Annotated in this window: 15 protein-coding genes; 11 read left to right on the plus strand and 4 right to left on the minus strand. The window is 43.5% G+C overall.

Annotation, left to right across the window (positions count from 1 at the left end):
• The first annotated feature begins 91 nt into the window (after positions 1-91).
• The 7 genes from xylA (at position 92) to AC1DU2_RS23135 (ending at position 9,241) form a co-directional block, all read left to right on the plus strand.
• Positions 92-1,420, plus strand: a complete 1,329-nt coding sequence (xylA, locus tag AC1DU2_RS23105; protein ID WP_477363792.1) for a xylose isomerase — start codon at positions 92-94, stop codon at positions 1,418-1,420.
• 52 nt (positions 1,421-1,472) lie between these two features.
• The gene (locus AC1DU2_RS23110; protein WP_477387290.1) at positions 1,473-3,173 is read left to right on the plus strand and encodes a sodium/sugar symporter; all 1,701 of its coding nucleotides are present in this window, start codon (positions 1,473-1,475) and stop codon (positions 3,171-3,173) included.
• A 226-nt stretch (positions 3,174-3,399) separates the two neighbouring features.
• The gene (uxuA, locus tag AC1DU2_RS23115) at positions 3,400-4,596 is read left to right on the plus strand and encodes a mannonate dehydratase (protein WP_477387209.1); all 1,197 of its coding nucleotides are present in this window, start codon (positions 3,400-3,402) and stop codon (positions 4,594-4,596) included.
• Positions 4,597-4,606: 10 nt separating this feature from the next.
• Positions 4,607-6,019 carry a glucuronate isomerase gene (gene uxaC / locus AC1DU2_RS23120; RefSeq protein ID WP_477387211.1) on the plus strand — a complete coding sequence of 471 codons (1,413 nt, stop codon included), beginning with the start codon at positions 4,607-4,609 and terminating at the stop codon, positions 6,017-6,019.
• Entirely contained in the window at positions 6,016-7,062 is a 1,047-nt protein-coding gene (locus AC1DU2_RS23125; protein ID WP_477387213.1) for a PfkB family carbohydrate kinase, read from the plus strand. Before uxaC ends, AC1DU2_RS23125 begins: the two co-directional genes overlap by 4 nt.
• Before the next feature lie 108 nt (positions 7,063-7,170).
• Complete coding sequence (locus AC1DU2_RS23130) at positions 7,171-7,830, plus strand: bifunctional 4-hydroxy-2-oxoglutarate aldolase/2-dehydro-3-deoxy-phosphogluconate aldolase (RefSeq protein ID WP_477387215.1); 660 nt, start codon at positions 7,171-7,173, stop codon at positions 7,828-7,830.
• A 103-nt stretch (positions 7,831-7,933) separates the two neighbouring features.
• Positions 7,934-9,241 carry an MFS transporter gene (locus tag AC1DU2_RS23135; protein ID WP_477387217.1) on the plus strand — a complete coding sequence of 436 codons (1,308 nt, stop codon included), beginning with the start codon at positions 7,934-7,936 and terminating at the stop codon, positions 9,239-9,241.
• A 438-nt stretch (positions 9,242-9,679) separates the two neighbouring features.
• Here the strand turns inward: AC1DU2_RS23135 and AC1DU2_RS23140 are convergent, their stop codons facing one another.
• Entirely contained in the window at positions 9,680-9,907 is a 228-nt protein-coding gene (locus tag AC1DU2_RS23140; RefSeq protein ID WP_477387219.1) for a hypothetical protein, read from the minus strand.
• A gap of 102 nt (positions 9,908-10,009) precedes the next feature.
• On the opposite strand from AC1DU2_RS23140, the gene AC1DU2_RS23145 reads away from it, so the two are divergent.
• Both AC1DU2_RS23145 and msrA read left to right on the plus strand, forming a co-directional pair.
• On the plus strand, positions 10,010-10,273 hold the full coding sequence (locus tag AC1DU2_RS23145) for a DUF3820 family protein (protein ID WP_477363814.1): 264 nt from the start codon (positions 10,010-10,012) through the stop codon (positions 10,271-10,273).
• Between the two features lie 79 nt (positions 10,274-10,352).
• On the plus strand, positions 10,353-11,003 hold the full coding sequence (gene msrA, locus AC1DU2_RS23150; RefSeq protein WP_477363817.1) for a peptide-methionine (S)-S-oxide reductase MsrA: 651 nt from the start codon (positions 10,353-10,355) through the stop codon (positions 11,001-11,003).
• Positions 11,004-11,252: 249 nt separating this feature from the next.
• Here the strand turns inward: msrA and corA are convergent, their stop codons facing one another.
• Positions 11,253-12,377 carry a magnesium/cobalt transporter CorA gene (gene corA, locus AC1DU2_RS23155; protein WP_477387221.1) on the minus strand — a complete coding sequence of 375 codons (1,125 nt, stop codon included), beginning with the start codon at positions 12,375-12,377 and terminating at the stop codon, positions 11,253-11,255.
• Positions 12,378-12,995: a WbqC family protein gene (locus tag AC1DU2_RS23160; protein WP_477387223.1), complete on the minus strand. Its 618-nt coding sequence runs from the start codon at positions 12,993-12,995 to the stop codon at positions 12,378-12,380.
• 35 nt (positions 12,996-13,030) lie between these two features.
• On the opposite strand from AC1DU2_RS23160, the gene AC1DU2_RS23165 reads away from it, so the two are divergent.
• Together AC1DU2_RS23165 and AC1DU2_RS23170 are read left to right on the plus strand one after the other, a co-directional pair.
• The gene (locus tag AC1DU2_RS23165) at positions 13,031-13,915 is read left to right on the plus strand and encodes a lysophospholipid acyltransferase family protein (RefSeq protein WP_477387225.1); all 885 of its coding nucleotides are present in this window, start codon (positions 13,031-13,033) and stop codon (positions 13,913-13,915) included.
• On the plus strand, positions 13,912-14,964 hold the full coding sequence (locus tag AC1DU2_RS23170; protein ID WP_477363829.1) for a glycosyltransferase family 2 protein: 1,053 nt from the start codon (positions 13,912-13,914) through the stop codon (positions 14,962-14,964). The genes AC1DU2_RS23165 and AC1DU2_RS23170 overlap by 4 nt, the downstream gene beginning before the upstream one ends.
• Before the next feature lie 41 nt (positions 14,965-15,005).
• Here AC1DU2_RS23170 and aroQ read toward each other — a convergent pair whose 3' ends face one another.
• Positions 15,006-15,422: a type II 3-dehydroquinate dehydratase gene (gene aroQ, locus AC1DU2_RS23175; protein ID WP_477363832.1), complete on the minus strand. Its 417-nt coding sequence runs from the start codon at positions 15,420-15,422 to the stop codon at positions 15,006-15,008.
• Positions 15,423-15,578 lie beyond the last annotated feature (156 nt).

Consider the following 15,578-nt stretch of genomic DNA (forward strand, 5'->3'; position numbering starts at 1 on the left):
GGAGCCGACCGGTTAAAACAGAAGAAATTCAATAATTCAATAACTCAGTAATTCAATAATTAAACAATCAGTAATTCACTAATTAAACAATATGAAAATCATCACAGGCGAAAAGGAATTTTTCAAAGGAATAGGGCAGATAGCTTACGAAGGGCAGGAATCAGATAACCCGCTGGCGTTTCGCTGGTATGATGCTAACAGGGTAGTGGCCGGTAAAACCATGGCCGAGCATTTGCGTTTTGCCTGCGCTTACTGGCATTCATTTAATGGTAACGGCGCCGATCCGTTTGGCGGACCAACCCACATTTTTGCTTGGGACGAAAAAGCCGACGCTGTAGAACGCGCTAAAGACAAAATGGATGCAGCATTTGAGTTTATCACMAAAATGAATATCCCTTACTACTGTTTCCATGATGTAGACGTGGTAGATTACACCAACGATGTAAACGAAAACGACCGCCGCATCCAGGCTTTGGTTGAATATGCCAAACAAAAACAAGCCGAAAGCGGTGTTAAATTGCTTTGGGGAACATCAAACCTGTTTAGCCACCGCAGGTATATGAACGGTGCCGCTACCAATCCCGATTTTCATGTATTAGCCCACGCTGGCGCACAAGTTAAAGCGGCAATTGATGCGACTATCGCTTTAGGCGGCGAAAACTATGTTTTCTGGGGTGGTCGTGAAGGTTACATGAGCCTGCTTAATACCGATATGAAACGCGAGCAGGAACATTTTGCTAAATTTTTACATACCGCTAAAGATTACGCGCGCAAACAAGGTTTTAAAGGAAACTTCTTTATCGAACCAAAACCTTGCGAGCCTACCAAGCACCAGTATGACTATGATGCGGCTACCGTTTTCGGCTTTTTGCAGAAATACGATTTGCTGAATGACTTTAAATTGAACCTGGAAGTTAACCACGCTACATTGGCCGGCCACACTTTCCAGCACGAATTACAGGTAGCTGCCGATTCGGGTTTATTAGGTTCGATAGATGCCAACCGTGGCGATACCCAAAACGGATGGGATACCGATCAGTTCCCGAACGACATTAACGAGATCACCGAATCGATGATGATTATCCTGGAGGCAGGTGGTTTACAAGGTGGTGGTATTAACTTTGATGCCAAAATTCGCCGTAACTCAACCGATCAGGCCGACTTATTCTACGCCCATATTGGTGGCATGGATATCTTCGCCCGCGCCCTGGTAATAGCTGATAATATTTTGCAAAAATCGGAGTATAAAAAGATCCGTACCGACAGATATGCCTCATTTGATGCAGGTTCGGGAAAAGATTTTGAGGATGGTAAGTTATCGTTAGAAGATTTGCGTAACTATGCAATAACCAATGGTGAGCCAAAAACATTAAGCGGCCGACAAGAATATTTAGAAAATTTGATAAATCGCTATATATAGCTTATAATTGTCAATCTAACATTATTAAAACCAACTTAACCAAACAATGAACCTGAAAACCCTCTCGTACGGCGATTATGCTGTATTTTTTATCTACTTTGTTATAGTATCCAGCTATGGCTATTGGGTATACAAGCGTAAGCATAATGCCGACGCGACCTCGAAAGACTATTTTTTGGCCGAAGGGTCGCTTACCTGGTGGGCAATCGGTGCTTCATTAATCGCCTCCAATATCTCTGCCGAGCAGTTTATCGGCACCAGCGGATCGGCGTTTAAGATGGGTTTGGCTATATCAACCTACGAGTGGATGGCAGCAATTACGCTGATCATTGTGGCGGTGTTTTTTATACCGGTGTATCTTAAAAATAAGATCTTCACCATGCCGCAGTTTTTGCATCAGCGCTATAATGGCACGGTGGCCATGATCATGGCTATCTTCTGGCTGTTGCTGTACATTGTGGTTAACTTAATGTCAATCCTCTACCTGGGCGCATTGGCTATCAGCGGTATCTCTGGCTTAGATATTCACTTGTGTATCTGGCTGCTGGCTATATTCTCGGTAGTTATTACACTGGGAGGTATGAAGGTTATTGGTTATACCGATGTTATCCAGGTTGCTGTGCTTATTTTAGGAGGATTAATGGCCTCATACCTTGCATTAACGCTTCTAAGCGAAAAAGAAGGTACAACAGGTTTATTAAATGGTTTCAAAATTCTGCATACCGAAGCTACAGATCACTTCCACATGATATTTAAGAAAGATAATCCAAACTATATGGATCTGCCGGGTTTATCGGTGCTGATAGGCGGTATGTGGATTACTAACCTTAACTATTGGGGTTGTAACCAGTACATTACGCAAAGGGCGTTGGGTGCAAACCTTAAAACCGCGCGTGGCGGTATCCTGTTTGCGGCTTTCCTTAAGTTGCTGATGCCGGTTATTGTAGTATTGCCAGGTATAGCTGCTTATCTGTTGTATCAAAAAGGCATGTTCCACCAGGAAATGATGAGCTCATCGGGCGTTATGGATCCTAATAAGGCTTACCCTTCACTGTTAAATTTATTGCCAACCGGGCTAAAAGGTCTTTCATTTGCCGCTTTAACAGCCGCTATTGTAGCTTCGTTAGCCGGTAAAGCAAATAGTATTGCTACCATCTTTACTTTAGATATCTACAAAAAAGCTATTAACCCTGGTGCAACCGACAAAAAACTGGTAAGCTTAGGAAAATGGAGTGTTGTTGTGGCCATGGTATTGGGTATTCTTTTGTCCGAGCTTATTGGTAAAGCATTAATGGGCGAAGGTAAACAAGGCTTCCAGTACATACAGGAATATACAGGCTTTGTATCGCCGGGAATTTTTGCCATGTTTATCCTTGGCTTCTTCTGGAAAAAGGCTACTTCAAACGCGGCCCTGTTTGCAACCATCGGTGGTTTCATTCTGTCGTGTTTCTTTAAATTGTTACCTCGTTTTGCCGACCTGAGCTTCCTGTCGCCGTACGGTTTCTCGAAACTGGCTTTACAGGACGATAAAGTGACCCAACTGTATGAAATCCCTTTCCTTGATCGTATGGGTTTTGTATTCATCGTTTGCGTTATTGGTATGTATATCATTTCAAAAATTGACCAGGCAAGAGGTATCACTACTAACGGACTGGAAATTGATGCATCTATGTTTAAAACTTCAAGAGGCTTCCTGGCAGGTGCAGTAATTATTACCGGCATCGTGGTTGCGCTTTACTCTGTTTTCTGGTAGTGGCCAATTTTGTTGAAATATTTAACGAGCGGCGGGTTTTACCTGCCGCTCTTTTTTTTAACCGGTTTCTGAAAATAAAGTTAAAGCTGAAAATCAGAACCCTCTCCTTTGGAGAGGGCAGGGTGAGGCTCCGCAATCGTTATCGTAGATTGTTGCAAATATCGTTTCCATCCTAAACTAATGATGTGTAATTTGCCCGTTCAAACTACAATACCATTAACCTATAGTGAATAATTTAGAAGAAACATTCCGGTGGTTTGGCCCTGCCGATCCGGTTACACTAACAGCAATTTCGCAATCCGGAGCTACCGGCGTTGTTACAGCACTTTACCACATCCCAGTTGGCGAGGTTTGGAGTTTGGATGAAATCATCCAGCGTAAAAATATAATTGAGGCAGCTGGTTTACGGTGGTCGGTTGTAGAGAGCGTAAACATTCATGAAAGTATAAAAACCGCCGGTGCCGATAGGGATACATATATCCAAAACTATGTGGCTACGCTTCAAAACCTGGCGCAGGCAGGCATCAATATTGTTTGTTACAACTTTATGCCCGTGCTTGATTGGACGCGTACCGACCTGGATTACCTGCTGGCCAACAAAGCAACTGCTTTAAGGTATGATGCTAAAGCTTTAGCCGCTTTTGATTTGTATATCCTGGAGCGCCTTGGTGCCCGCGATGATTACAGCGCTGCCCAACAGCAGGTTGCCAAACAATACCTGGACAATATTGCTGCCGAAGAACGCACGCAGCTGATCAATAACCTGATGGCTGGGTTACCAGGCACCAACAAAACACTAACCATTCCCGAATTTAAGGAGCACCTGAAGCGCTACGCGGATGTTGACGCCGCGGGTTTAAAGGAAAACCTTGCATACTTTTTAAGGGGCATTATACCGGCGGCCGAAAAAGCAGGCGTTAAAATGTGCATCCACCCGGACGATCCTCCCTTCCCGATACTGGGTTTACCAAGAGTGGTATCTACCGAGCAGGATTTGGCCGATCTGGTTAACTATTACCCTTCGCCCAGCAATGGCATCACTTTTTGTACTGGGTCATTAGGGGCAAGGGCCGATAATGATTTGCCGGGAATTGTTGAACGTTTAGGCGAACATATCCACTTCCTGCACCTGCGCAATGTGCAGCGCGAGGCTGATGGCAGCTTTTACGAGGCCGAGCATTTGGGCGGCAGTACCGATATGTATGCCGTGATGAAAAATATTGTATTGGAGCAACAAAAACGTGTGGCCGATGGTCGTGATGATATTGCCATACCCATGCGCCCCGATCATGGACATAAACTGTTGGACGATTTTAACCACAAAACTTACCACGGCTACTCGGCTATAGGCAGGCTGAAAGGGCTTGCCGAGTTACGGGGGCTTGAAATGGGCGTTAAACGCTCTTTATTGGATAAAGCATAACCTACTATTGATGAAAAACTTTTTAGATAAAGACTTTTTATTAACTACCCAAACCGCGCGGCACCTGTACCATGAATATGCCGCGGATTTGCCTATTATTGATTACCATAGCCATTTGCCGCCCGACCAGATTGCCGGCGATATCAACTTTGAAAACATAACCCAGGTATGGCTCAACGGCGACCACTATAAATGGCGGGCCATGCGTGCCAACGGCGTTGATGAGGATTACATTACCGGGACGAAAACCGACCTGGAAAAATTTGAACAATGGGCGGCTACCGTACCCTATACACTGCGCAACCCCCTTTACCACTGGACACACCTTGAACTGCAACGATATTTTGATATTCACGACCTGCTGTCGCCGGTTACGGCCCGGCAGATTTATGACGAGTGCAGCAAAAAACTCCAATCGCCGGCGTATAGTATCCGCAATATCATCAAAAGCAAAAATGTTGAGGTAATTTGCACTACCGACGATCCGCTTGACAATCTGGCTTATCATCAAAAAATAAAAGCCGATGGTTACGAAGTACGGGTGTTGCCAACTTTCCGGCCGGACAAGGCAATGAATGCCGATGATTTGGTAGGATTAAACCTGTACATTGATAAACTGCAGGCAGTAGCAGGCACCGCTATCAATACCATTGATGCTTATTTATGGGCTTTAAAAGGCCGCCACGATTATTTTGCGGCAAACGGAGGCCGTTTATCCGACCATGGTTTGGAGCAGGTATATGCGGAAGATTATACCGATGCCGAGATAGCTGATATATTTATCAAGATAAGGAACAACCAGTCTTTGGATGCAACCGAAGCCCTGCAATTTAAATCGGCCATGCTGCATAATTTTGCCTTGTGGAACCACGAAAAAGGCTGGGTAATGCAGTTGCACCTGGGTGCCTTGCGCAATAACAACGCCCGCGGATTAAGCGAGCTTGGGCCTGATACCGGCTGGGATTCAATAGGTGATTTTTCGCAGGGCAGGGCTTTGTCTAAATTCCTGAACCGCTTGGATACAACCAATCAGCTTAGTAAAACTATCCTGTATAACTTAAACCCTGCCGATAACGAATTGATGGCATCCATGACGGGTAATTTTAACGATGGTTCGGTAGCCGGTAAAATCCAGTTTGGCTCGGCCTGGTGGTTTTTGGATCAAAAGGACGGCATGACCAAACAGATGAATGCGCTATCCAACATAGGCTTGCTCAGCAGGCTGGTAGGGATGCTTACCGATTCGCGCAGCTTCTTATCTTTCCCAAGGCACGAGTATTTCCGCAGGCTGGTTTGTAACCTGTTTGGCGATGATATCGAAAACGGCGAGTTGCCAAACGATATCGCATGGACGGGTAAAATAGTGCAGGATATTTGTTATTATAACGCGAAGAATTACTTTAATTTCGATCAGAGCAAATGAGTGCACCATTTGAGATAACAGCACCAAAAGGCCGCATCCTTTCATTCGGAGAACTGCTTTTGCGGATATGCCCCGATGCAGGTGGTCAATGGCTGAACGATAACCAGCTGCCATTTTTTATAGGCGGTGCCGAACTGAATGTAGCGGGCGCACTGGCGCTTTGGCAATTACCATCGGCATATTTTACGGCCCTGCCGGATAACGCCCTGTCGGCCCAGATAATTGATCACCTGGAGGCAAAAAAGGTTGATACTTCGCCCATACTTAAGCAGGGCGATAGGATAGGGTTGTATTATTTAACCCAGGGTAAGGATGTTAAAAACAACGCCCTTATTTATGACCGTGCCGGCTCGGCATTTGCCACGTTAAAACCCCGACACGTTAACTGGAACGAGGTTTTGGATGGCGTAAGCTGGTTCCATTTCAGCGCCATATGCCCGGCCATAAGCCAGGATGTGGCCGATGTTTGCCTGGAAGTGCTGGAAGCTGCTTCGGCAAAAGGAATCACCATTTCTGTTGATTTAAATTACCGTTCAAGATTGTGGAAATACGGCAAACAACCGGTTGATATAATGCCACAGCTTGTAAAATATGCCGATTTGGTAATGGGTAATGTTTGGGCCGCCGAGTTGATGCTCGACATCCCGGTAGCGCCGGATATCCATGAATCGGGACAAAAAAGCATTTACCTGAAAGAGGCACTAAAAACATCGGAAACCATCATGGCTCAATACCCCAAATGCAAGGCTGTTGCCAATACTTTCAGGTTTGATGCCGGCGAGGGTATTAACTACTATACGGCCTTATATACCGGCGATAAACTATACAACTCCAGCCAGTATGAAACCGACAAAGTGGTTGACAAAGTTGGCAGTGGCGATTGCTTTATGGCCGGGCTTATTTATGGTTTTTACAATAACGTTGGGCCGCAACAAACATTACAGTTTGCAACGGCCGCCGCATACACCAAACTGTTTATTGAGGGCGATGCCACCACTAAAACGGTTGAAGAAATTATTAATGTGATCTCAATTTCGAAATGACGGATAGTTTTGAATCTTAAGTTCTAAGTCAAAAGTGACAAATTAGATTTTGGACTTAAGACTCTCGACTTAGAACTCAAGACTCAGAACTCAATACTTAACAAAATTATGAGCAAAAAAGATATAGTACTGGATGCGATATTAACACAGGGCACCTTGCCGCTGTTTTTTTATCCCGATGCTGACGTTAGCCTTGAAATTACCCGCACATTGTATAAAGCAGGGGTGAGGGTATTTGAATATACCAACCGTGGCGCAGCTGCGCTGGCTAATTTTAAAGTGTTAAAACAGGCGCAACAAACTGAAATGCCCGATTTGCACCTGGGTATCGGCACCATTAAAAGTCTTAACGAAGCAACAGCTTTTATTGAAGCCGGGGCCGATTTTATTGTATCGCCAATTGTGAATCCAGAAGTGGGCGAATTTACCGCGAAACAGGAGTTACTATGGATTCCGGGATGTATGACGCCTACCGAAATTTATACAGCGCAGCAGCACGGTGCGGCGTTAATAAAAATTTTCCCCGCCAATATTTTAGGGCCGGAGTTTGTATCGTCAATCCGCGATTTGTTTGCCGGGCAGTTGTTTATACCAACGGGCGGCGTCGACTTGAATATCAACAGCATTAGCGGCTGGTTTAGGGCCGGCGTTTGCGCGGTGGGTATGGGCAGCAAATTGATCAGCAAAAATGTGTTGGAAAATAAACTGTACGACCAATTATACAGTGATACCATAACACTGCTTGACATGGTTAAAGCTGCCCGGTAACTTTTGTGCTGAAAGCCGAAGGCATAGTGATTAAAGCCTGATTTTAGCGCGAATTGCCCCTCGTTTGCGCCTATAAACCAATAAAATATAAACCAATTATATAATGAAAGAAGCAAAAGTTGGAAATTACAGATGGGTGATATGTTCGCTTGTTTTTTTTGCAACCACCATTAATTACCTTGACAGGGCTGTAATTAGCCTGTTAAAGTCGCCGCTAACAGATGAATTCAAATGGAACGATGGGGATTATGCCAATATTGAAATTGCATTTAAAATAGCATATTCTTTAGGTTTATTGGCTGCGGGTGGCATTATCGACAAAGTAGGTACCAAGCTGGGCTATTTTTTGTCGACTTTTTTTTGGAGCATAGCCGCAGTGTGCCACGCTTTTGTTACCAGTACATTTGGTTTTGGCGTTGTTCGTTCGGCGTTAGGGATAAGCGAGGCCGGTAACTTCCCGGCTGCCATCAAAACCGTAGCCGAGTGGTTCCCTAAGAAAGAAAGGGCTTTTGCAACCGGCATCTTCAATTCCGGATCAAACATCGGGGCCATTGTTGCTCCTTTAACGGTGCCATTTATAGCCGTTATGTGGGGCTGGCGTTGGGCATTTGTAATTACAGGTTCAATAGGTTTTATCTGGCTGCTACTTTGGTACCTTTTTTACCAAACCCCTGCTAAACATAAATATGTAACACAAGCAGAACTTGATTATATCAACAGCGACGAGGAAACAGCAACGCCGGACGAAAAATTAATTGAGGGCGAAAAAATATCATGGGGCAAACTGCTCACCTTTAAACAAACCTGGGCATTTGTTATCGGCAAGTTTTTAACTGACCCTATCTGGTGGTTTTACCTGTTTTGGCTGCCAGATTTTTTGCAAAGCCAGTATGGTTTAAAAGGTACAGATGTAGCATTCCCCGTGGCGGCTGTTTATACCATGTCGACAGTTGGAAGTGTTTTTGGCGGTTGGTTGCCAATGCGGCTGATCAGGAATAACTGGGCGGTTTTTAAGGCCCGGAAAACATCTATGTTTATTTACGCTTTGTTTGTGATCCCTATTGTTTTTGCACAGGTTTTGGGCGGCATCAACATGTGGCTTGCTGTATTGGTTATAGGTATTGCCGCATCGGCACACCAGGCCTGGAGCGCCAATATATTTACAACAGTATCGGATATGTTCCCTAAAAAATCTATAGGATCAGTTACCGGCATTGGAGGCATGTTTGGGTCGATAGGTGGTGTGTTTTTGTCAATGGCGGTACAAAAAAATCTGTTTGTACATTACCGCGCTATTCATAAAATAGAAATTGCTTATTACATCATGTTTTTTGTTTGCGGCAGCGCCTACATACTGGCATGGTTAATTATGCATGCGCTTGTTCCTAAAATGAAGCCTATAAAACTTTAACCTTATATAATAACTGCAAACGCATCCAATTGGGTTAACATAACTTAACACATTTCAGATAAATGATTTATAAGTAATTGATAATCAATATTTTATATTTAATCATGGTTAACATTGAATTGATTGCGCAATTTAGGTAAATCCCAAAATTTGTGCCTGATCCTGTTTAATAATCCAGGTCCCTTCCGTACCTGGATTATTAAACAGGATCAGGCAATAAAAACAAGGTATCGTTTGTTGCTTATATCTTCCTGATGCTATCGCTGTTAACGATTAGATGCGTTTGCACTGCTTATATAATCAAGCACCGGTGTTTGCAGCCGGTGCTCGATTATATGATTTTGTTTAAGTTTTTTAAAGCCGGCTATTTTTTTGGATGAAGTGACTAAGTCGGGTTAATTGCCAATAATTACTTTCTGCTTTTAACTATATATGAATTCAGCCCACCTGCTCTGCAAGTTCGTCAATCCAACTTGACAGGTATGGCTCAGTGCCGGTTAACCTGATCCATTCTCCATCGGCTTCCTGCGCTATCACCAGGTACAGTGTGCCATCAACCGACTTAAATTCATATGCTTTTGTAAAATTACCGTAAGCGATGGGTTGTAATGTACCATCAATTGTACTGTCGGTGCCGGTTAATGTGGCTTCAATTTGCTGTTCCATAATTTATAATTTTAATACTAACACATGTTACTGCTTTGTGTTTGCAGTATATGGGTTAGTATCAGGGTAAATCTTCAATCCCAAAAACATTATCTTTAACGCGTGAAAAACTTACAACCCGACCCCAAAGTATTGATTGATATTGTACAAACACAAATGCCTTATGGTAAGTACAAAGGCACAATAATTGCCGATATACCAATTAGTTACCTGGAGTGGATGAGCGGTAAAGGTTTTACAAAAGATAAGCTTGGGATGATGTTATCTACCGTTTTCGAGATCAAGACCAATGGATTAGGCGAGATTTTGTTTATGGTGCGCAAGTCATTGAATAAAGGCCAGGGCATTAGCCCGAAACTAAAATAGCTTAACGTGACCAATTGATGACCATCCGCTTGTAAGGTATCCTGCGTATATCCGACTAAGAGTAAAAACATAAATAATTATGAAAAAGTTGATGTTATATATTGCCGGCGTATTTTTATTTATAGGCTGCGCAAACGGACAACCTAACCAGGATGGAATGGCCCAGTTGCCAAAACCCAAAACAGGCGAAGCCCTGGCTACCTTTGGCGGCGGGTGTTTTTGGAGTATGAGCGAGGCCATGTCCGAGCTTAAAGGGGTAAACAAAGTTATTTCGGGATATGCCGGTGGAAATACCAAAAATCCGACCTATGAAGATGTTAGCACCCGCACCACCAATCATGCCGAAACAGTGCAGATTTATTATGATCCTAAGGTGATTAGCTACGCTACAATTGCCGAAGCTTTCTTTTTTGCCCACGACCCAACTACGTTAAACCGCCAGGGGCCTGATGAAGGTACAGATTACCGCTCGATAGCTTTTTACCGTACACCCGAAGAAAAAAATATCCTGCTGGCTACAATCAAAAAAGTAAATGAATCAAAGCATTATAATAATCCGATAGTTACACAGGTTGTTCCGTTTACCGTATTTTACGCCGCCGAAAATTATCACCAGGGCTATTACAAAACGCATTTAAGCCAACCCTATATTGCCTCGGTATCAACACCCAAAGTGCTGAAATTCAGGAAAGCGATGGTTGCAGAATTAAAGCCGGAGTTTGCGAAGTAACACCTTTTTAACAAAAGAAAATTGTCATTTCGATAGAGCTTGAGGGGGGAAGAGGGGGCGCGAAAGAGAAATCTTTAACGACTTGCATCGCAACCAGCCTATTGGAATACAGGGTGTCGAAGATTTCTCCTCACCCCCTGCTCTCAAGCCCCTTTCTGGTTCGCTCGAAATGACATTCGGTTTTATTAGTTCGTAAAATCTAAAAGTTGCGGATACACGGTAGACTACAGGGGAGGATCCAGGTGGGGCTTACAATTTATTAAACCACCCCTTTTTCCAAAATACATATACCTGTACAATGGCTATCAAAAACATAAAAACTATGGCATAAATATATCCATGATGCCAGTAAAGCTCGGGCATATTATCGGGGATAAGGTGGCCTTTATCGTCTTGCCGTGCAAAGTTCATCCCGTAAATACCGGCTATAAATGTCAGGGGGATGAAGATTACCGAAATAATAGTCAGCACCTTCATAATCTCGTTCATGCGGTTGCTCACCATAGATAAGTAAAGATCGATAATGCTGGAGGTTACCTCTTTGTAGTTTTCAATCAAATCCATAGCCTGGATGCAATGGTCATAGGCATCGCGTAAAAACAGCTTTACCTCGGGTGTTATCAGCGGACTGTCGGAGCGGATCATGTCGTTTATCTTATCACGCTCGGGCCAGCTTGCCCGGCGGATGATGATAAGCGTACGCTTAATTTGCTGCGAATTAAACATGATGCTTTTATCAGCATCGGTATAAACCTTATCTTCAATGGCATCCAGTTTATCGCCTATCTGCGCCAGCAAAATAAAATAGGTGTCAATTATAGTATCTGTAAGGGCATAACACATATACCCGGGCCCCGCCGTGCGGATAGCCCCTTTACCAGCCTTTAAGCGGGCTTTAACGGCCTCAAAGCACTCCACATGGTCCTCTTCGAAGCTGATGATCAGGTTATCCTTTATAATGGCCGAAAACTGGTGGTTCACCAGTTCGTCTTCGCTGTTAAAATGTACAATGCGGCTGGTACTAAAGGCATAATCTTCGTACTCATCAAACTTTGGGCGTTGATGAATATTGGCAATATCCTCTAAAACCAAGGGGTTGATATTCAGGTGCTCGCCAATTTGTTCAATCAGTCGGGCATCGCCAAGGCCATTAATTTTTATCCAGTGGGTATGGTTATCGCATTTTTTCAACTGCGCTAATATCACCTTAATGTCTTTGCCTTCGGAAGTTATCAGCTCATCCTTATTATAGCTAAACATGGCTATATGCGGCTTAAGTGCGCCATCGGGCACTCGTATCATTCCGGGGCTGTCGCCAACATTTCCTGCATTGCGGCGGGCATTGTACTTAACCCTTTTTATCACATTATTCATTTACAAATAATTTATGGCCTGTGGGCCCTGGTTAAACAGTAAATCGACAATGCTCAAATTTTGCAGGAAGCCTTGCCGGTCTTCAAAAACCTGAAAATACGGTTTTTGTTGTAACTCTGTTTCTTTTTTTGGGTGGATGGACGTACGAAAGTCTGGAATGGAAAGGTATTCGGCATGATATTCGGATGTGTACTGCGGTTCCGTTTTAATTTTGAGGAATTTTAGCAGCATTTGTAACAGCTCCTGGTTGTAATCAAATAAATAGGTTACCTGTTTTTGCTTATCATAAAACCGGGCAAAATCGGCCTCGTAATATTCAAAATAGGCCGAGCTACGGTAACACGCACCCAGGCTAAGCCAGTGCAGGCGCTGCCAGTCAAAATCGTAGCTTATTTTAACATCCTTAACTTTGGTATGTGTTTTTGAACCTTTTACCACCGGCACCACCAGTGTAAGGATACCCTCGGGCGAATAGATATTTGCCCGGTTACGATAAGTTTGTTTGGGGAAATGTTCTTCTCTTTCTATCAGTATATCAGGCTTGTACGTGTTTAATTGTACAAAGTATTCAACCGGCGGAAGATAAAACATAGGTAATACAGCACCTTTTTCAATCATATATTTTATGTTTGTGGTCAAAATTGGTTAAAATAATGGTAAAAAAAGGGTTTATAAGGTTAGGGATTTTATTTTTATACCTTACCTCGTTATTGCCCTTTTGGCTTTTATACATCATATCTGATGTTTTGTTCGTTATTATATACCACATTGTTCATTACCGCAGGGCAGTTGTACAGCAAAACCTGGCCAACGCCTTCCCCGAAAAAACAGAAAAGGAACGCCAGGATATCGAACGCAAATACTACCATTACCTGGCCGATTTGATTGTAGAAACGGTAAAAATGATTACCGTATCTGAAAAACAAATTCAAAAAAGGGTGGTAGCCACCAATGCCGGATTAGTGCACGAATATTTTGCAAAAGGCAAAAGCATCATAGCGGTAGCAGGCCATTATTGCAATTGGGAAATGGCTGCGTTGAACTTTAACTTTGTGACTAATAACAGGTTCATGATTGTTTACAAGCCCCTGAATAACGAAATTTTTAACGATTTTTTTATCCAGATCCGGTCGCGGTTTGGCGGGCAGCCCATTGCCATGAAACAAACCATGCGTAAAATGGTAGAGTACCGTAAAGAATTAACGGTGAGCGTATTGGTAGGCGATCAAACGCCGGGCGTAAACGAAGTAAACTATTTTACCAGTTTTTTAAACCAGCCCACAGCAGTTTTCCTGGGCATCGAAAAAATATCGAAAACAATTGATGCCGCTGTTGTTTTTTACGATATGAAACGCGTTAAACGCGGTTATTATACTTATACATTGGTTCCGCTGACAGAAAACCCGAAACAGACCGCAGAGCATGAGTTAACCGAAATGCATGTGCAATACCTGGAAGGAATGATCAGGAAGGAACCTCAATATTGGCTATGGAGTCACCGGAGGTGGAAGTTTAAGCCGGAGGACAAACATAAATGATCAGTGCACCAAAAGTTGCCGTAGTAATTTTAAACTGGAACGGTATCAAATACCTTAAACAATTTCTTCCTTCGGTAATGGCGTCAAGCTGGCCTGGGCTTGATGTTGTTTTGGGAGATAATGCCTCCACAGATGATTCGGTGGCGTTTGTGAAAGAAAACTATCCCACAATAAAGATCATCCAAAACGATGGAAATTATGGTTTTACCGGCGGCTATAACCGCGTGCTGGCCAAGGTTGATGCCGATTATTATATCCTGCTAAACTCCGATGTTGAGGTGGTACCCGGTTGGATTGAGCCGGTGATAAGCCTGATGGAAAGCGACGAAAAGATAGCCGCGGCGGCGCCCAAGCTATTAGCTTATGCCAATAAAGATACTTTTGAACACGCAGGCGCTGCAGGCGGGTTTATTGATGCGTACGGTTACCCGTTTTGCCGTGGCCGCATGTTTTATGAAGTTGAGAAAGACCATGGCCAATACCAGCAATCGGGCGAGATTTTTTGGGCCTCGGGTGCATCGCTGTTCATCAAAAAGAAATACTGGGACCTGGCAGGCGGTTTTGACGAATACTTTTTTGCCCACATGGAAGAGATTGACCTGTGCTGGCGACTAAAAAATATGGGCTATAAAGTGATGTATTGCGCCGAATCTACCGTTTACCATGTTGGCGGTGGTACACTTAATGCCGAAAATCCGTTTAAAACATACCTTAATTTCAGGAACAACCTTTTATTGCTAAAAAAGAACCTGCCTTTCTGGCGAGCATTCTGGGTTATCAATATCCGCTTTTTAATGGATTTGCTTGCCCTTATCCGGTTCATGATGGAAGGTAAACGTAAAGATGCCTGGGCCGTAAGCAGGGCACATCAGGCCTTTGTTTTAGGCTTATTTAAGGTGAAAGGTAAAAGGCAAAAGGCAAAAGGATTAAATAACTCACAACTCATAACTCATAACTCACAAGGCACTTTCCAGGGCAGCGTAGTGTGGCAGTTTTTTGTTAAAAAGAGACGAAAGTTTACTGATTTGCCACAACAGGATCTCGTTTGATTTCTGTCTTGATTCTTAACTCTTGATTCTTGACTCTTCTTCTACCCAACCAGGTTTTCTACCCCCAGCCTGTATGAGTCCATGCCAAAACCGGCAATAACGCCCTTACAGCTCGCGGCCAGCATGGAGTGATGCCTGAACTCTTCGCGTTTGTATACGTTGGATATGTGCACTTCGATAACCGGGGTATTGATAGCCGCGATAGCATCGGCAATGGCGATAGAGGTATGGGTGTAAGCACCCGCGTTTATCACAATGCCATCATAACTAAAGCCAATTTCATGAAGTTTATTTATAATTTCGCCTTCAACATTACTTTGGTAGTAGGCTATATCTACGGCCGGGTAACGTGCACGCAGTTGTTCAAGGTAACCTTCAAAGCTGGTATCGCCGTAAATGGATTTTTCGCGAACGCCGAGCAGGTTTAAATTGGGGCCGTTTATAATTTGTATCTTCATTGCTCCAAACTTAAGTATAAAAATGCGAATCAAGAATCAAGGAATCGAGACAAACACCCAAAAGCCTGATGTAAAAATGTCGCTTTACAAACTATTTTCTTCATCGAAGCTGCGCAGAAATACCCTAATATTGTTTTTTTCTTGATTCTTGACTCT

Source organism: Mucilaginibacter sp. P4_C11 (assembly GCF_056402115.1).